The sequence below is a fragment of the Streptomyces sp. NPDC091416 genome, assembly GCF_044756845.1.
Taxonomy (GTDB): Bacteria; Actinomycetota; Actinomycetes; order Streptomycetales; family Streptomycetaceae; genus Streptomyces.
This window is the reverse complement of the sequence record NZ_JBIVTU010000022.1, coordinates 1-17,134: the sequence shown is the minus strand read 5'-3', so window position 1 is coordinate 17,134 and position 17,134 is coordinate 1. Positions and strand designations below refer to the sequence as shown.

Sequence of the window (17,134 nt, the reverse complement as noted above, 5' to 3'; positions counted from 1 at the left end):
TCCGGTCAGTACTACGGCACCCCGCCCGGCCGTCCTCTCAACCCGGCCCGCACCGCGTAGGTCCTATCCGGCCAAGCCGGCCACGTAGGCCCGATGCAGGACGAGAGTGGCCTGTCGAGCGGATCAGGTGCTTTGGCATGATCCGTATCGCAGCCCCACCCTCACCTACATCAACGGAGTTTCGCCCATGAAGACCGCCTCTCTGGCCGGCGCCGCCTCAGTGCTCCTGGCCCTCGTTCTGACGGGATGCGGCCAGAACGACACCCCCGCGCCCGCCGGCTCCTCCGGATCACGGCAGCCGGCCGCGGCCGGCTCGGCGGAACACCCCGCCGCCATAGCCGCCTTCGGGTCTGCCCGACCGCTTGAGAGCGGTCCGTGGACCGCGTCGGTCCGCACGCTGCAGGAGATGACGCCACCGGCGAAGGCATCCGTGCCCTCAGGCTGGTCCGCGGCCCGCGTGACGGTGGCGCTCACCAACACGGGGGCGGACATCGCGTTGCTGCCCGACGCGTCGGTGACCGTCCGCGTCGGCGAACTCGGCCTTGAGACCGTGCCGTTCACCGGCCAGGGCGCTGGCGGTTTCCCCGAGCCGGACGCCGGCACCAAGGTCGCGCCCGGAGACACGTTCACCGCCGACGTCGGTGTCGCCGTCCCTCCGCACAGCGCCGGCCAGCGTGCCACCGTCACGCTCGAGGCCACGCAGGCGGGCCTGGCGCAGGCCGACGCCGTGTTCTTCGAAGGGAAGATGCCGGGATCACCGACAGCCCCCGCTTCATCCGTGCCCGAGGTCACCGCGGCCGCGGGCACGAAGCTCTCGCTGGGCCAGTGGTCGCCGGAGGGCGTGCGTGTCTCCCCGCTGGAGCTCGCCGCCGAGGACAACGGACGCCGCGAGGCCTCCCTGGAGCTGTCGGTGCACAATGACAGCGACGAGCCCCGTTCCGGCATGGGCATCACCGTGCGCGTCCTCTTTGGCGCCGAGCTCACCACCGCGGACACCGTCTCGGCCGGCCTCGGCTACCACGACGCGCCCATCGCACCGCACCGCACCGCCACGCACACCGTCCACGTCTCCTTGCCCTCCCGCGCGGTCCCGGGCCCCGTGACCGTCGACGCGGAGCAGCGCGGCGGTGACCGCCTGATGTTCGAGGGGACGCTTCGGTGATCAGACCCGCCCCAGCCACGTCCACGGCATCCGGCCACCTTCAAGCGGCCCAGGAGGCCGATGACGGCAGGCAGCCGACCGGACGGGGCAAGCGCATCCAGGCGTCCGCGCAGATCACGGTCGCCGTCGACTCCGTGCCGTGGGCGCGGGCGTCGGGCACCAGGCCCTCGGAAGCCGCGGTCCGCACGGACGTCGTCGACGTGCTCCGTCGAGCCCTCCAGCAGGATGTGGTCCTACAGAAGGCAGGCGCCCGTATCGCCGTCAAGCCCGTCACCGTCCTCGACAGCGCAGCTGAGATCACCACGTCGGTGAACGCCGCCGTGCTCGAGCGGATCCGCTTGTCCCCCTACCCGGCCCGCGGTGGCGCCGAGGAGGCGTTGCAGCAGCAGCTGTCAGCCGGCCGGGCCAACGCGGTGCGCTGCAGTCGAGGAGGACGCCTCGCGCAGGTCCTCGGCCGCGGCGGATCTGTCGACTTCCCCTCCGCCCCCGCGGTGTACGCCGACCGGAACGGGCGGCTGACGCTGCAGGCCCCCAAACTCGCCGGCTGCCCCCGGATGACGCGTGGTTCCACGCCCCCACCGAGGTCGTGGCCCTGCTGCTGTTCCCGCAGCTCGCCGTTGTCCTCGACGGTGCCGACGACGACGTGATGAGCGGGCTGCGCCGGCTGATGTCCTGAGCCACGCGTCGGGGGTCGCGCTCGGCTCCCGGGCGGGCAGGGGCCGCGCCCGATACGGTGGGGCCGCACGGCAGGCTCGGCGGATCGACCGGGGCCGTGTGAAGGAGGAAAGCGGTGGAAGGAGCGGCGTCCGAGGCGGGGAGCAGTCCCGCGGCCGGGCGGCCACCGACGGTGTACTTGCTGGTCGGTCTGACCGGGTCGGGCAAGACCACGTACGCCCGGCGGAAGCTGGAGCGGTCCGGCGTGGTGCGGCTGTCGGTGGACGAGCGGCTCTACGCCCGGCACGGCCGGTACGGGGTGGACTACGCCGAGGGAGAGTACTTCGCTCTGGAAGCCCCGGTGGTCGCCGAGGTCCGCGTGGAGCTGGTCGAGCGGGTCGCTGCCGGGCAGGACGTCGTGCTGGACCACGGGCTGTGGACCCGCGCCGCCCGGGACGAGTGGAAGGCGCTCGTCGAGGGCGCCGGCGGGATTGCGCGGCTGCTGTACTTCCCCGTGGCCAAGATGGAGTTGCTGCGGCGCCTGCACGAGCGCAACCGCCGGGAGGATGCCAACGCGCTGACCGTCACGGAATCCGCGCTGGATGACTTCTACGCCCGGTTCGAGCCCCCGCACGGTGAGGGCGAGGAGATCATCGAGCCTGGCCGCTGCTGACCCGGGTGCGGCACGCGCTGCCCGGCCGCCAGGGAGCGGGTGGTCTCAGTCGGCGTGCGGGGTGAGGGTGATGACGGCCTCCGAGCCGACGATCTGCCTCGTGACGTTGTAGTCCCGGTGATCGTCGTCGCCGGGTGTGTAGGCGCCGGTCAGCGAGCCGAACAGGTCCGGGTCACCAGGGCTCGCGAGCAGCACGGTCAGGGCCTGCTGCGCCGCGGCCTGGAGGGCGTCCGGGTCGAGGCGCTGGCAGACGTCGTGCAGGTCGGTCAGCTCGCGCACCTCGAAGCCGTGCCGGAAGGTGCTGTTCGAGTAGGCCACGGCCAGGCGCCGGAACGACGGGTCCCCGCGCTGGAGCATCTCCATCGGCAGATCGTTGAACGTGTCCATCACGTGGGCGCACGCCCACAGGGCCAGCGCGGCCACGTGGGCCGGGTCCCGGCCCGTCTGCTCCAGAAGGTCCTCGCGGCAGTCGCTGCAGTCCTCCCGTGCGGCGCCGTACAGCTGGGCGATCGCGGTGCTGTCCACACCAAGGGCGCGGCCCTGCCCGTTCAGCCAGGCCGGGTCGTAGGGTGCTGGCCCGGCCAGCTCGGCGGCGATGTCCCGTTGGTGACGATGGTCGACAGAACTCACGGCTGACTCGCTCCCGTCGGACAGGACATCCACATACACAAGGAAGTGTCCCCACCGCGGTCGGTCCGCAACGAAGGCGATCACAACCGGCCGAAAGAGACCGCGAGTGATCGCGGTCGTCCGCTCCCGCGCGAATGCCGATCACTTCCGGTCCGTACGCGCTCGTGCCGGGGGATGCGTTGGCGATTCTCGCCTCGCCCTGCTCCTGCCGGTGATCCGGACGGCGGCCGTACGCCTGCGCCGCCGACCCGGCCTGGCCGCCGCAGGAGATTCTCCTCACCGACATGTCACACGGATGTCCCCCGGCACACCTCTATGGACGTTGGCACCCGGCGGCTTCCAGAAGGAGTTCCCCATGCGCACGTCCGAGCACCCCCCTGCAGCCGACCGGCAGCGGCGCCGGTTCGCCCGGCTGCGCCGCATGCTGTGGCGCGCGGCCGGGGGCGGCGCACAACGCGACGAGATGACCACGGGGCGGGCTGTCGGGCGGGCGATGCTCTTCACGCTCCTCGCCGTCAGCCTCGTCGGCACCTTGATGACGACGATCTACCTGCCCGCGCCGTGGGGCCGCCTGCTGGTGCTGCCGGCCGCGGTGGGTGCGTTCTGCACCGGTCTGATCGCGTGCATCTACGCCGTCACCGCCTCGTTCGCGGTCGTCGAGGCGGCGCACCGACGCTCTGCCGCAGCCGGGGCGGCGCTGCGCCGGAGCGCGGAGCGCCGGCGCAGCGCTCGTGCGTCGGCGGCACCGAAGTGACATCAGCCCTGCTCATGGCGTGCTGCCGTGCTGCGGACACTCGACGGAACAAGACGCAAATAACAGGACATAACGATCTTGACGGGTGGGGGGTCCGGTGTCAGATTCGGGGAGATCACCGCTCAGATTCACCTGGGGGCGGTGGTGGTCGAAGGCTGTGCTGTTGCGTGCCGAAGGGGGTGTCACATGGGTGTAAAGGCGTCGGATCTGCCGCGCGACGACGGTGCCCGTGCCTCTGCGGCCGACCTGGTGCGGGAAGGACGTGACGGTGGCCGGTCGCGGAGTGGCCGACTTCGCTCCGGCCTCGCTGCTGAGCGAGCGCACGGGTGTGGACCTGTCCCGGGAGGAGCTGGCTCGGTCGGCCTCCCGGTACGAGCCGTGCCTGAGCGCCGCCCATGTCGGCCTGTACGAACTGGGCCTGCGGGTGCCGCAGCTGAGCACGCTGGCCGCGTTGGCCCGGGCGCTCGGCGTGGAGGTCCGGGCGCTGCTGGTGCCGGTCGAGATCGAGGACCTGGCCCGGTTGAGGGTGGAGGCCGGCGTCCGCCAGCGCGATCTCGCGCGGTCACTGGGCCTGGCGCAGGCCCGCTGGTCACGGATCGAGCGCGGGCTCCTCGCACCGGAGCCGGACTTCCTGCGCACGGTGGCCGAGACGCTCGGCAGGCCCGTCGAGGTGGTGGCCCGCTCGGCTCTCCACACCCGGCGCCCCGCCTCGGCGGCGCTCGCGCGGCACAAGCGCCGCGGACCACGGGCGGGGAGGGAAATGACCATGCCGGGCCGCAGGTTGGCCGCGTACGCTCCTTAGCCCGCAAGCGCTCCGCCGGCTGAACCGGACTTCCCCGGGCGCCGGGCGGTGCACTTCCACGACCACGATTGAGGGGGATATGACCATGGCACTGTCCACGACAGGCATCTCGAAGACCACGAAGATCCGCACTGCGGCCGCGCTGGGCCTGGGGGCCACCGTGCTGCTGGCCGGCTGCGGCACCGGCTCCGACGGCCCGGACGCGAAGAAGACGTCCGCCGCGCCGAGCACCAGCGCCTCTGCCTCCGCCGATCCGGACCAGCAGGCCCGCGAGCAGGTCTTGGCCGCCTACCGCGGCATGTGGGCGGAACAGGTGAAGATCTACGGCAGCGGCTCGTTCAAGGGCGCGAAGCTCGAGCAGTACGCCGCTGACAAGGCCTTGGCGAAGGTCCGGGCGGCCGCCTTCTACTACCAGAACAACGACCTGGTGGTGAAGGGCGAGCCGAAGCTGAAGGACAACCCGACGGTCACGCTGTCGCTGGAGGGCGAGTCGAAGAGCGCCGTGATCGTCGACTGCGTCGACAGCAGCGGCTTCGTCCCTGAGAACAGCAAGACGGGCAAGAAGTCCCAGCTCGACGGTGACAACCGGCGCAAGGTGCAGACGTCCAAGGCCCAGTTCGGCAGCGGCCGGTGGATGATCACCGATTCCACGATAGACAAGGGGTCAACATGCTGAGCCTGCGCGGCCGCGGGGCTCTTCTCGCGGCCGCGGCCTTGGCCGTTTCTCTCCACTTGGGCCTCTCCGCCGCTCCGGCCGCGGCCAGCGGCGGCAAGCCCGGTGGAGGCGTTACGTGCCCCGGGCTCGTCCCCGACTGCGACATCAACGCGGGCGGGGGCGGGGGCGGGGACAACGGCGAGAAGCCGAAGCCCGGCGGGAAGCCGGGCGGCGGTGGCGGGGGCGGCTCCGCGAAGTGCTACATCGAGTGGGACAACATCGGCGAAGTCCCCTGCTATGACGCGGACATGGGCTGGTTCAACCCGGCCGGCCAGTGCTACTGGGAGATCCTCGAGCCGCAGCCGGCCAAGGACGCGGCCGACTGGGAATGGGGCACCGCGGCACCCGCCACCGACGCCGAGCGCGCGAAGGGCAAGGTCTACAACGTGACCTGCCCCGGCGCAGGCCGTGAACTCATGGGCGGCTCCACCTGGAGCCTGAACCCGCCGCCGGGCTTCGGCGGCGGCCCGACGGCCGAGGAGCTCGCGCAGGAGGCGATCAAGAAGATGCGGCTCCTGGGCGCCGACATCGGCAGCGCCCCCAAGGCGGGCAAGACCGGCCTGGTCGGCATGCCGGTGTGGATCTGGAACAACAAGGCCCCTCGCACCTGGGGCCCGGTGACCGCCAGCGCGTCCGCACCGGGGATCACCGTCACCGCGACCGCCACCGTGAAGAAGATCGCGTACACGATGGGCGACGGCGGGTCCGAGGTGTGCACCACGGCGGGCACGCCGTACGAGAAGCGGTTCGGCGGGCAGCCCAGTCCTGACTGCGGCTACCGCTACACCAAGACGTCCGCCTCGCAGCCGGGCCAGGCCTTCACCGTCGCGGCCACCACGACCTGGGTCGTCCACTGGGCCGGCGGCGGCCAGGAAGGCGACATCACCACCACGCGGGAGGCCGAGCCCGCCCAGATCACCATCGGCGAGGCCCAGGCCGTCGCCAAGCCCTGACGCTCCCGTACCACGAAGGAAGCCGCTCATGAGCACCACCGTCAAGCCGTCAGCACCCGACACCGCGCCCCCGGCGCCCCAGTCCCTCGTGCGTCAGCCCGTCGTACGTCGTCGCCGCTCCAGCTGGATCGCGCTCGGCGTAGCGGTGATCTGCATATCCGGTGCCGCCGGAGGGTGGCTGTACACGGAGACCAGCCACCGCGAGCCGGTCGTCGCCGTCGCCCGGGACGTACCCATGGGCGCCGAGCTGAAGGCCGAGGACCTCGTGGAAGCGCAGATCGCCACCGACCCGGCGCTCGCCCCCGTGGCGGCCCGCGACCTGAACAAGCTGATCGGCAAGCGCACCACGGTGGGCCTGGCCCGCGGCAGCCTGCTGACCCGCGCATCGGTGACCGACGAGCCGCTCGTCAAGGCCGGGGAGCAGCTGGTGGGCGTCTCCCTCACCCCGTCGAGGCTTCTGGCGACCCGGCTGAGCCCGGGCCAGAGGGTCAAGGTGATCCGCACGCCGAAGGACTCGGCGACCGGGACGACCGACGAGGACAAGGCGGCCGGACAGTCGATGCAGGCCACCGTGATCGAGGTGGGCCGACCGGACAATTCCGGTGACCGCGTGGTCGATCTCGCCGTCACCCAGCTCGAAGGCACCCGACTGGCCATCTGGGCCGCGGCCGGCGAGGTCACCTTGTCGATCGTCCCGGCGGAGGGCTGAGATGGCCGTCATCGCGTTCTGCGGCGCCAGCGGAGGGCCCGGCACCACCACGACCGCCCTCGCCGCCCTGCTGACCTGGCCGCTGCCGGGCGGACGGCGGGTCGTGCTGGCCGAGTGCGACCCGGACGGCGGATCGGTGGCGGCCGGCTACCTCGAGTCCCGCGTCTTCGGCGACCACGGCCTGCACCACCTGCAGATCGCCGACCGCCGCGGCCACCTGGAAGAGGTGTTCTGGCAGCAGCTTTTGAACCTGTCCGAGCCGGAGACGGACACCAACCGGTTGCTGCTGCCCGGGCTCGCCAGCCCGGCACAAGCCGCGGGCCTGCACCAGACCTGGCCCCGGCTGGCCCAGCTGTTCCGCGACCTGGAGCAGCGCGAGAACGGCTACGACGTCCTCGTCGACCTCGGCCGGTCCGGTGCCGCGGGCGCAGCCAGCGCCCTGGCCCGCAGCGCTGACCTGACAGCCGTGGTGGTCCGCACCACCCTGCGCGCCGTTCACGCGGCCAAACCCCGGGTGGAAGCCCTGCGCGCCGCGCTGCAGATACACGGACGCGACAGCAGCCGCATCGGCCTCGTCGTGATCGGCGAAGGCCCCTACCGGGCGCGTGATGTCGCCGAACAGCTTCAGCTGCCGATCTTCGCGGAGCTGCCGTTCGACGAGAAGGCCGCCCGCGTCCTGACCCACGGCGGTGACGGCGGGCGCGACTTCGCCGGCGCACCGCTGCTGCGCAAGAGCGCGGAGACGGCCCGCACCCTCCAGGCCCTGGCCGTGCAGGAGCACCTGCGGCTGCACGCCCCGGCCGAGCTCCGCCCCGCCACCGTCCTGCGCCGCCTGACGAAGGGAGCCGCTCATGACCACGCGCGGTAGGCCGTTGTTCCCGGGGACGGACTCCCCCGGGCCGGGCCCGTTCACCTCCTTCCCGCCCGCCGCCACGCCGGCCGGCGTGCCCGTCGCCGACGGCGGGACCGCTTCGGCCGAGCGCAGCCCGGCGGCGCTGCCCGGCGCGCCCGCGGCCGCCGGCCGCGCGGCGCTGTGGGACTGGTCCACCGTGCGGTCGCTGCGCGAGGAGCTCAGCGCGCGGATCGCGCCGGAGTACCAGACGTACAAGGAGTCGGCGGGCACGCAGATGTCGGCCGAGGAGGCCGAGCAGCGCGGCTTGGAGATCATCCAGGATCTCGTCGCCCGATGGGCCGCCGACTTCTCCGCCGCCCGGCAGGTCTCGCCGACGTCCGCGGACGAGACGAGCCTGGCCCAGGCTGTCTTCGACCTGCAGTTCGCCCACGGCCGTCTCCAGCCCTACCTGGACGACGACTTGGTGGAGAACATCCTGATCAACGGGTGCGACGACGTGTGGGTGGACTACGCGAACCAGCCCAACCGCAGGGTCGCGCCGATCGCCGAGTCCGACGAGGAGCTCGTCGAGCTGCTGCAGATGCTCGCCCGGCGCCACGGGGCCGGCGAGCGCAGCCTGTCCAAGGCCGCGCCCACGCTGGCCCTGCGCCTGTCGGACACATCCCGTCTGCAGGCGATGACGGAGGTCACGCCGCGGCCCTACGTCGTCATCCGCAAGCAGCGGGTCCGCGACGCCAGCCTGGAGAAGCTGGTGGAGCTCGGCACCATCGACGCGAGCCTGATGCACTTCCTCAAGGCCGCGATGGCCGCCCGCAAGAACATCATGGTGAGCGGGACGCAGGGCGTCGGCAAGACGACCATGCTCATCGCACTCGCCCGCGAGATCGACGCCCAGGAGCGGGTGGGCACCCTGGAGACCGAATTCGAGCTGTTCCTGCACGAGATCGGCCACCTGCAGCAGGTCGTGCCGATGGAGGCCCGCGAGGGCAACGGGGAACGCGTCGACGGGCGGGACGCCGGCGAGATCGAACTGGCCGACCTGATCGCGCCGTCCCTGCGCATGATGCTCCGCCGCATGATCGTCGGCGAGGTCCGCTCCCGGGAGATCGTGCCGATGCTGCAGGCCATGAGCGCCGGTGAGGGCGGCTCGATGTGCACCATCCACGTCAAGCGCGCCGACGCCGTGTTCGCCCGGATCGCCCAGCTGTGCATCCAGCACGGCGGCGGCATGACGCAGGAACTCGCCTACCTCACCTCCGCCATGGCACTGGACTTCGTCGTGCACATCCATATGGACGACCGCACCGAGCGCGGCGGAACGAAGGAACGATTCGTCCACCAAGTGCTGGAAGTGACCGGCGAGTTCAGCGAGCTCACCGGGTCACCGTCCTTCAACCGGATCTACAGCCCGGGCCCCGACGGGCGCGCGGTGCCCACCGGGATCCAGCCCGCCTGCCTGGAGGACCTGCTCCAGGCCGGGTTCCACCCGGAGTGGCTGTCGACGTACCAGAACGTCGGGGCCTGGAGCCCGCAGGGCGAGGTGGCCTGAGATGGGAATGCTGATCGCCGGATTCGCCGCCGCCGGGCTGGTGACAGGGGTACTGCTGGTCGTCGCCGGTGTGCGCGGCCGCGCCGCGGCTGCCGCCCGCCCGGTCAAGGTCCGCAACCCGCGCCCGCCCCGGGCCCGCCGCATCCTGCGTCTGCAGCTCGTCGGCGCCGCCGGCGGCGGCATGCTGACCTGGCTGGTCACCGGCTGGCTGCCCTCGGCCCTCCTCACGGCCCTGGCCGTGTTCTTCCTGCCGTGGCTGCTCAACCCCAACCGGGCCGCGAGGGAGCAGATCGAGCGCCTCGAAGCGCTCGCCCAGTGGACCCAGCGCCTGTCCGACCTGGTCATGACCGGTACCGGCATCGAGGACGCGATCGCGACCTCGGTGCGCACCGCGCCCAAGCCGATCGAGCGGGAGGTCGCCGACCTCGCGGTGCGGCTGCACTCGCGCATGGAGCCGCGCGAGGCTCTGACCGCGTTCGCCTGGGCCCTGGGCGACCCGCGGGCCGACCTGGTTGCCGCGGCCCTGCTGCTGCGCATCCGCGACCGCGGGCCGGGCCTGGCCGATGTCCTGTCCGACATGGCGTCACGGACCAAGGACATCGTCCGCCGCCGCCGCGACACCGAGGCCCACCGGGCCAAGCACCGCACGACGGTCCGCTGGATCTGCGCCATCACCGTCGTGGTCGTCATCGGCTCCTCCTTCAACAAGGAACAGGTCGCCCCGTACGGAACCCCGATCGGGATGATCGTCATGCTGCTGCTGGTCTCCGCCGTCATCGCCCTGTTCTGGTGGATGAACCGGCTCGGGGCCACGGTCACCCTGCCGGGCTTCATGGGCAGCGCCGCCCCCACCACGCCCGCCGTACGGCCGGAGGGAGCCAAGTGACCTCGATCTCCCTGTCGTTGCTTATCGGCGCCGGTATGGGTGCCGGCCTGTTCCTGCTCGTGCGCGAGCTCTTCCCCTCCGGGCCCGCCCTCGGTCCCGCCCTTGAGCGCCTGCACGGCCCGACCCCCCGCTCCCGGCGCAGCGAACAGGACCAGGCGCCGCGCCTCACCCGGGCCGGCGAAGCGGTGGCCGAGCGCGTGCGCCACTGGCCCGGCATCACCATCCCGGTCAAGAACCTGAACCTGGTGGGCGAATCGGTCGGGGAGCTGTTCGGCGCGAAGCTGCTCCACTTCGCTGTCGGCCTGCTGCTGCCGTCCCTGTTCACGCTGATCGTCGCGATGGCCGGCATCCAGTTCCCGATCGCCCTGTCCGGCCTGGTGGGACTTCTGGCCGGGGCGGCGATGTGGTTCCTGCCCGACCGCCAGCTCGCCCGGCGCGCCGCGCGCGCCCGCGCCGAGGCCACCCAGGCGATCATGGCGTACGCCGAACTCGCCGCGATGGAGCGGATCTCCAGCGCCGGCGCCCAGGACACCCTGGAGCGGCCTGCGGAGGTCGGCACCGGCTGGGTCTTCCAGCGCATCCAGGCCGCGCTGCTGCGCGCCCGCCTGGACCGGGCACCCGCCTGGGAGGCGATGCGGCAGATCGCCGACGAGCTCGGCGTGACGGCCGCCGACGACATCGCCGACATCGTCTCCAGCGCCGGGACCGACGGCGCCGCCATCTACGCCACCCTGCGCAGCCGCGCCGAGAGCCTGGCCGCCGAGCAGGCCGCCGACGACCAGGCGCGCGCCAACGCGGCATCCGAGAGCCTCGTCGTGCCGGTCAGCCTGCTGTCCATGGTGCTGCTGGTGTTCTTCGGATTCCCCGCCTTCGCCCGCATCTTCGCCATCTGACCCACGCAAGGAAGGCACAACCATGAGCGGAAACCTCAGCCTGCGGATAGCACTCCACACCCACGCGGCCGTGACCCACCTCGCCGAGCGGCTCGCCCGGCACCTGGGCGAACTGCGCGAGGACGACGACCGCGGCAACAACGACGTCTCGATGATCATGTGGATCGTCGCCGTGGTCGTCTTCGCCGGCGCCGCCATCGCCGCGTTCAAGGTCCTCGGCTCCGGCAAGCTCGCCGACATGACGGGCCTGTGACCTGTGATGCGCTGCGTCAGCTGGCTCCGCCACCAGGCAAGACGGCTGCGTGAGGACGACGGTGACGCCTCGCTGGAGGTGCTCATCTGCTTTCCCGCCGCCTTGATGATGCTGCTCATCCTGGCGGAGGGCGCCAACATCTACTTCGCCAAGACCGCCGCGACCACCGCCGCCCGCGAGGCGGTGGCCGGCGCCCGCGGCTACGGCAGCAGCCCCGGCGAGGGCACCGCGCGGGCCGACGCCGTCTTCGACCGCATCGGAGACTCGCTGATCGCCCCGCGGGTGAGCGTGCGCAGCGGCGCCGACCGCGTCGAATACACCGTGACCGGCAGGGCCCCGTCCGTGCTCGGTCTGAAGATCACCGTGACCGAGCACGCGGCGGGCCCGGTGGAGAGGTGGTCCAACCCGTGAGAGCACCGTCGCTGCGGAACCCGGCCGACGACTCGGGCCGCATCGTGCTCGAGTTCGTCCTGTGGGTGCCGGCCGTGTTCGCGTTCATCGCCCTGGTCATGGTCGCCGGCCGCATCGTCACCGCGGACAACGCGGTCGACGCCGCGGCCGCCGACGCCGCTCGCGAGGCCTCCCTCGCCCGCACCGCCGGCCAGACCCACCCCCGCGCCCAGGCCGCGGCCCAGGCGGCGTTCGCCGACCGCAACCTGCACTGCACGCGCACATCCGTGACCGTGGACACCTCCGGCTTCTCCGCCCCGCTCGGCGCCTACGGAGCGGTCACCGCGCGCGTGCGGTGCACCGTGCAACTCGGCGACCTCGGCTCCGGGTTCGGCTCCAAGACCGTCGAGTCGTCCTTCACCTCCGTGATCGACAGGTACCGCCAGCGATGACCCTCCCGATACGCCTCCGCCCCCTGCGTGCCCGGCTGCAGGCCGACGAGGGCTCCTTGTCACTGTGGTGGATCCTCATGGTGATCCCGATGCTGATCATGATCGGGATCACCTACGACCTGGGCGGCAAGCTCCGCGACATCGAACACGCCGACGCGCTCGCCGCCGAGGCCGCCCGGGCCGGCGCGCAGGCCATCGACGAGAGCCAGGCCGTTCCCGGCGACGCCGTCGTCCTCGACCCGGGCAAGGCCGCGGCCGAGGCCCGCCGATACCTGGCGGCCGCCGGCGTGGACGGCACCGTCACCGTCGCCGGCAACGGCACCACCATCACCGTCGCCGTCACCACCCAACGCCCCACCGTCTTCCTGCAGATCCTCGGCCAGCCCTCGCTGGACGTCGAAGGCCACGCCTCGGCCGAACTGCTCCACGGCGTCGGCGTCCCTGAGGAGTGAGACCTGCCATGACACCCCGCCGCTCCGGCAGCCTCGCCGCGAACCTCGCGCGCGGCCTGGCCAGCCTCCTGGCCCTGCTCGCCCTGCTGGCCGGGCTGCCCGCCCTGCTGTGGTTCCTCACCAGCGTGCTGCTCCCGCACGGCGTCTCCCTGGACGAGCTCACCGCCCTGATGACGTCCCGCAACCTCGGCGCGCCGTTCTTCGCCGTCGTCATGGCCGGCGGCTGGGCCGGCTGGGCCGTCTTCGCCGTGTGCACCCTGCTGGAGATCCCCGCACAGCTGCGCGGCCGGCCCAGCCTGTCCATGCCCGTGCCGTCGCTGGGCGTTCAGCGGCTGGCCGCCACCCTGGTCGGCGGCGTCCTGCTGCTGCTCCCGGCCCAGGCCGCGATGGCCGCCCCGTCCCACACCGCGCCCGCACACGTCCCTTCGGTGAGCACCACGGCACCGCACAGCGCGCCCGCCAGTGCCCCGCAGACCGCCGCGCCGGCGTCCGCGACCAGCTACACCGTCCAGCCCCGCGACAGCCTCACCAAGATCGCGTTGGCGGAGCTCGGCGACGCCACCCGGTGGACGGAGATCGCGCACGCCAACGACGGGCGCACCATGGCCGACGGCACGACGTTCTCCGCCCGCGGGGTACTGCAGCCGGGCTGGAAGCTGCTTATGCCCAAGGACTGGAAGCCCGGCCAGCCGCAGGACGCGCAGCGCGCCCAGGACACCGGGCACCGCGAGCACACCGTACGGGCCGGTGAAACCCTCTCCCAGATCGCTCAGGACGAGCTCGGCGACCCCGCGGACTACGTGGACATCGCCCGCCTCAACCAGGGCAGGACGCAGCCCGACGGCCGCACCTTCACCGACGCGGACGACATCCACCCCGGATGGCAGCTGGCCCTGCCCCACACCGGCGCCCCCGCCCCGGACACGTCCGCCGACGAACCCGAGGACGCCGCCCCCGACTCCCCCGCCGAGAAGGACGACAGCGCGAAGGAACCGTCCCGGACGGCCCCGCCCGAACAACCCGCCGCCCCCGACCGCGACGCGGCCGGCTCCGACACCCACCGGGACGCCATGCCCTCCACCCCCGCCCCCGAGCAGGCCCCGCCCGAGCACACATCGCCGGCCCCCGCCGACGACCTCGCCGCGGACGCCGAGCCTGCGGGCGAGGAAGCCGGACCGAGCATCGCCGTCACGGCGGCCGCCGTCACCAGCCTGTTCGCCGCCACCGTCCTGGCCGTGCTCGGCGCCCGCCGCGCCCACCAGCAGCGCCGCCGGCGCCACAAGCGGCGCATCCCCCTGCCCGAGGGGCACACTCCCGGCGCCGACCTCGAACAGGAGATGCGCACCCACTCCTCCGCCGATGGCCTGGAACTCCTCCACCAGGCTCTGCGCACCCTGGCCGCGAACTGCGCCCGCTCGGCGCGTGCCCTGCCCGAGATCGAGGCCGCCCGTCTCGATCCGCGCGGCCTCGAACTGCACCTGTCCGCTCCCGCCCCGGCGATCGCCCCGTTCACCGAGAGCGACTCCGACCCCGCCGTGTGGTGGTGCCCCGCCCGCGGCACCTCGCTGCTCAGCGCCGACGAGGGCCGCGACATCACCGCCCCCTACCCGGCCCTGGTCAGCATCGGCGAAACCCCCGCCGGTGACCCCGTCCTGGTCAACCTGGAGACCATCGGACTGCTCCAACTCCAGGGCAGCACCGACGACGTGACCTCGGTCATGCTGGGGATGGCCGTCGAACTCGCCTCCTCCGCGCTCACCGACGACACAGCCCTGCTGCTGTCCGGGCTCGGCGCGGAACTCGAGACCGTCTTCCCCGCCCGCATCCAGCACCACGCCCAGCTCGCCGCCGCCCTGGACGACCTGCGTGCCCACGACGCCCTCCAGCGCGGCGCCCTGGACGCGGCCGGAGCGGACAGCCTGCTGTCCGCCCGCCTGTCCGCCGACGGCGGCGACACGTGGATCCCCAGGGTCCTCATGAGCCCGGCCGCTCCCGGCGGATCGCACGCCGAGACCCTGTCCGACCTGCTCTCCTCACGCCCCCGCACCGCCCTCGCGGTGATCACCTCCGCCGAAGAAGCACTCGAACTGCCCGGCGCCTGGCTGGTACCGGCCGCTCCCGGTGCCGAAGTCCAGCTGCCCGGCCTGGACCTGACCGTTACACTGCAGCGCCTGGAGCCCCACGCCTACGGCCCCCTCCTGGACCTGCTGGGAACGTCCAATCGCAGCGACGACGTCCCCGCCCCCGCCTGGACCCGGCCGGACGCCACCGCGCCGCAGACGGCCGACGGCCCGCAGGCCCCCGGCCGGCCCGCCCGCGAGGTGCCGGTCCACGTCTCCGCGGCCACCGCAGGCGATTTCGCCACGGCATTGCCCGACTTCACCGCTCTCGCCCCGGCCGCAGCAGCACCGGCCGGACACGGCCAGGCGGAGACCGACGACGAGGGGCTGTCCGCCGAGGCCGTCGGCGACAGCGCCCTGGCCCAGGACACGGCCGCGCCCCCGCAGGCGGAGCCGACCGACGACGCCTTCGAACCCGAGTGGGCCTCCCCTGCCCCCGCCGGCCCGATCGAAGAAGGCGCCTCCGAGGACCTCTGGGAGGTGGAGGACAGCGCCCTGAGCCCCGCCGTCAGCAGCGAGAGCGCCGCATCCTCCCCAGGCACGGCCGAGCCGCTACTGCCCGACCTCCCCGACAGCGGCACCCCCGTCGACTTCGACGACGTGTTCGCGGAGGTCCTCAACGAGCAGGGCGCCGGCTCCGACGCGGACGTGCCGGACCAGGCCGACGACTCCCGCGACGGCACGGATCATCCCGAAGCGCAGCCGGCCGACGAGCTGGCGCAGCAGGCCCCGTCCCCCGAACTCTCAGCCGCCCGGGCGCCCAAGCCGCCTCTGGCCCGGGTCACCGCCGTCACCTCCCACATCCTCGCGGCGCTGAACACCCCGCCCGATCCGCCGGCCGGACCGCAGATCCGGGTCCTGGGCGCGGTCGACGTGGTCGGTGCGCTGGGCCGCGTCGAGACCTACCGCCGCAACAGCCTCACCGAGATCGCGGCGTGGCTCGTGCTGCACCCCGGCCGCAACCGCCACGAGCTCGACGAAGCCATCTGGCCCGGCCAGCGGGTGAACGCCAAGACCCGCAACACCTCCATCAGCAAGCTGCGGACCTGGTTCGGACGCGACCCACGCCTGCCCGCCGACGCCCCCGACACCACCTACCTGCTGCCGGTGACCGACGGCGTCTACGCCTTCAACGACAACGTCACCGCCGACTGGCACCAGTTCCAGGACCTGTACGGCACGGGCATGCACCACCACGGTGAGGACGCCGATGCCGCGCTCGCGCACGCCCTGGCCCTCGTGAGGGGACGGCCCTTCTCCGGCATCGACCAGAGCCGCTACGTCTGGGCCGAGCACCACATCCAGGAGATGATCTCCGCTGGCGTCGACGTCGCCCACGAGCTGGCGATGCGCCGGATCGCCGCCCGCGACTTCCGCGCCGCGGCCAGCGCCGCCTCCATCGGACTGACCTGCGACATCCAAGCCGAGCTCCTCTACCGCGACCTGTTCCAGATCTACAGCGAAACCGGCGACCGTGCCGGACTTGAGCGCACCGCCCATCAACTCAACCGGATCTCCACCGAGACCGGCCTCGACAGCTCCCCCGAGACCGTGGCCCTGCTCAACGCGCTGCTCGCGGCGAACGCGGTCGCGGGGGCGGCTGAAGGCTTCGCGATTCCGTGAGCAATTCCGCGTGATCATGAGCACTGATCGAGCAATGCGCGGTTCGGTGAGCAGTCGATCTCGGGACCTGCGGCTTCGTGGAGCCCGTAGGCGCGGCACCTGGCTCCATGACGTGCGGGTGCTCATGATCGGCTGGTAGGGACAGTACTCACGGAGCCCGGATTCCGGCGTTTCCGCAGGAACGAGTGCTCACGGACTCGTGGAACCTACAGCGGCCATCGCGTAGCCGACCGGACCACCGGGCGAGTCCACGCGCTGAGGGCGGGCCGCAGTCGCCCCCGGCGCCCCGGCCGGGGCGCCGGGGCGAGGGACAGCGGGCACTGCGCAGCAGCCGCTGCATCGGACCGGGACGACGATGGCCGGCGTGCTCGGCCAGCTGCCAGCAGTTCTTGCGCTCGGTGGCGGACAGTAACCCGAGCAGGTAGGCGCGGGCAGTGGCCCGAGGTTCCGCCCGCCCGAACAGGCCAGCGATCCGAGCCATTCCCTGGTCGAACAACGCCAGCCATCGATCAGGGTTTAGTGAGCGTTTCGTTCTCCGATGTCTGTTTCATTTGGTCTAGGTGTCGCGCCAGTTGAGGGTGGTCTCGTGGGTGAGGCGGCGGGTCATGAGG

The 17,134-nt window shown here is 72.4% G+C and carries 18 protein-coding genes; 17 read left to right on the top strand and 1 reads right to left on the bottom strand.

The annotated features are described in order from the left end of the window. Window positions 1-187: 187 nt before the first annotated feature. The 3 genes from ACIQMX_RS38680 (at window position 188) to ACIQMX_RS38670 (ending at window position 2,489) form a co-directional block, all read left to right on the top strand. A complete protein-coding gene (locus ACIQMX_RS38680; protein ID WP_402485346.1) occupies window positions 188-1,162 on the top strand; it encodes a hypothetical protein in 975 nt (324 codons plus the stop codon). Next, a complete protein-coding gene (locus tag ACIQMX_RS38675; RefSeq protein ID WP_402485344.1) occupies window positions 1,159-1,809 on the top strand; it encodes a hypothetical protein in 651 nt (216 codons plus the stop codon). The genes ACIQMX_RS38680 and ACIQMX_RS38675 overlap by 4 nt, the downstream gene beginning before the upstream one ends. 143 nt (window positions 1,810-1,952) lie before the next feature. After that, window positions 1,953-2,489 (top strand): ATP-binding protein, encoded by a 537-nt coding sequence (locus ACIQMX_RS38670; RefSeq protein WP_402485341.1) that lies wholly within the window; start codon window positions 1,953-1,955, stop codon window positions 2,487-2,489. Window positions 2,490-2,534: 45 nt separating this feature from the next. Here ACIQMX_RS38670 and ACIQMX_RS38665 read toward each other — a convergent pair whose 3' ends face one another. Then, window positions 2,535-3,119: a hypothetical protein gene (locus ACIQMX_RS38665; protein WP_402485338.1), complete on the bottom strand. Its 585-nt coding sequence runs from the start codon at window positions 3,117-3,119 to the stop codon at window positions 2,535-2,537. Window positions 3,120-3,474: 355 nt separating this feature from the next. On the opposite strand from ACIQMX_RS38665, the gene ACIQMX_RS38660 reads away from it, so the two are divergent. The 14 genes from ACIQMX_RS38660 to ACIQMX_RS38595 all read left to right on the top strand — a co-directional run bounded on the left by ACIQMX_RS38660 (window position 3,475) and on the right by ACIQMX_RS38595 (window position 16,523). Then, window positions 3,475-3,873: a hypothetical protein gene (locus tag ACIQMX_RS38660; RefSeq protein ID WP_402485335.1), complete on the top strand. Its 399-nt coding sequence runs from the start codon at window positions 3,475-3,477 to the stop codon at window positions 3,871-3,873. A 268-nt stretch (window positions 3,874-4,141) separates the two neighbouring features. Beyond that, window positions 4,142-4,675 (top strand): helix-turn-helix domain-containing protein, encoded by a 534-nt coding sequence (locus ACIQMX_RS38655; RefSeq protein ID WP_402485332.1) that lies wholly within the window; start codon window positions 4,142-4,144, stop codon window positions 4,673-4,675. 79 nt (window positions 4,676-4,754) lie between these two features. Further along, window positions 4,755-5,351 carry a hypothetical protein gene (locus tag ACIQMX_RS38650; protein WP_402485329.1) on the top strand — a complete coding sequence of 199 codons (597 nt, stop codon included), beginning with the start codon at window positions 4,755-4,757 and terminating at the stop codon, window positions 5,349-5,351. After that, on the top strand, window positions 5,345-6,343 hold the full coding sequence (locus ACIQMX_RS38645; protein WP_402485327.1) for a hypothetical protein: 999 nt from the start codon (window positions 5,345-5,347) through the stop codon (window positions 6,341-6,343). Before ACIQMX_RS38650 ends, ACIQMX_RS38645 begins: the two co-directional genes overlap by 7 nt. A 28-nt stretch (window positions 6,344-6,371) precedes the next feature. Then, window positions 6,372-7,052, top strand: coding sequence for an SAF domain-containing protein (locus ACIQMX_RS38640; RefSeq protein ID WP_402485324.1), 681 nt, complete (start codon window positions 6,372-6,374; stop codon window positions 7,050-7,052). 1 nt (window position 7,053) lies between these two features. Continuing rightward, window positions 7,054-7,920 (top strand): hypothetical protein, encoded by an 867-nt coding sequence (locus ACIQMX_RS38635; RefSeq protein ID WP_402485321.1) that lies wholly within the window; start codon window positions 7,054-7,056, stop codon window positions 7,918-7,920. Beyond that, on the top strand, window positions 7,904-9,454 hold the full coding sequence (locus tag ACIQMX_RS38630; protein ID WP_402485320.1) for a CpaF family protein: 1,551 nt from the start codon (window positions 7,904-7,906) through the stop codon (window positions 9,452-9,454). The genes ACIQMX_RS38635 and ACIQMX_RS38630 overlap by 17 nt, the downstream gene beginning before the upstream one ends. 1 nt (window position 9,455) lies before the next feature. After that, complete coding sequence (locus ACIQMX_RS38625; protein ID WP_402485317.1) at window positions 9,456-10,340, top strand: type II secretion system F family protein; 885 nt, start codon at window positions 9,456-9,458, stop codon at window positions 10,338-10,340. Next, the gene (locus ACIQMX_RS38620; protein WP_402485314.1) at window positions 10,337-11,233 is read left to right on the top strand and encodes a hypothetical protein; all 897 of its coding nucleotides are present in this window, start codon (window positions 10,337-10,339) and stop codon (window positions 11,231-11,233) included. The genes ACIQMX_RS38625 and ACIQMX_RS38620 overlap by 4 nt, the downstream gene beginning before the upstream one ends. Window positions 11,234-11,255: 22 nt before the next feature. Continuing rightward, entirely contained in the window at window positions 11,256-11,486 is a 231-nt protein-coding gene (locus ACIQMX_RS38615; RefSeq protein WP_402485311.1) for a hypothetical protein, read from the top strand. Window positions 11,487-11,492: 6 nt separating this feature from the next. Further along, on the top strand, window positions 11,493-11,897 hold the full coding sequence (locus ACIQMX_RS38610) for a TadE/TadG family type IV pilus assembly protein (RefSeq protein ID WP_402485309.1): 405 nt from the start codon (window positions 11,493-11,495) through the stop codon (window positions 11,895-11,897). Next, on the top strand, window positions 11,894-12,328 hold the full coding sequence (locus ACIQMX_RS38605) for a TadE/TadG family type IV pilus assembly protein (protein ID WP_402485307.1): 435 nt from the start codon (window positions 11,894-11,896) through the stop codon (window positions 12,326-12,328). The genes ACIQMX_RS38610 and ACIQMX_RS38605 overlap by 4 nt, the downstream gene beginning before the upstream one ends. Then, complete coding sequence (locus tag ACIQMX_RS38600; protein WP_402485305.1) at window positions 12,325-12,780, top strand: pilus assembly protein TadG-related protein; 456 nt, start codon at window positions 12,325-12,327, stop codon at window positions 12,778-12,780. Before ACIQMX_RS38605 ends, ACIQMX_RS38600 begins: the two co-directional genes overlap by 4 nt. Before the next feature lie 8 nt (window positions 12,781-12,788). Then, window positions 12,789-16,523, top strand: coding sequence for a LysM peptidoglycan-binding domain-containing protein (locus tag ACIQMX_RS38595; protein WP_402485303.1), 3,735 nt, complete (start codon window positions 12,789-12,791; stop codon window positions 16,521-16,523). Window positions 16,524-17,134: the final 611 nt, after the last annotated feature.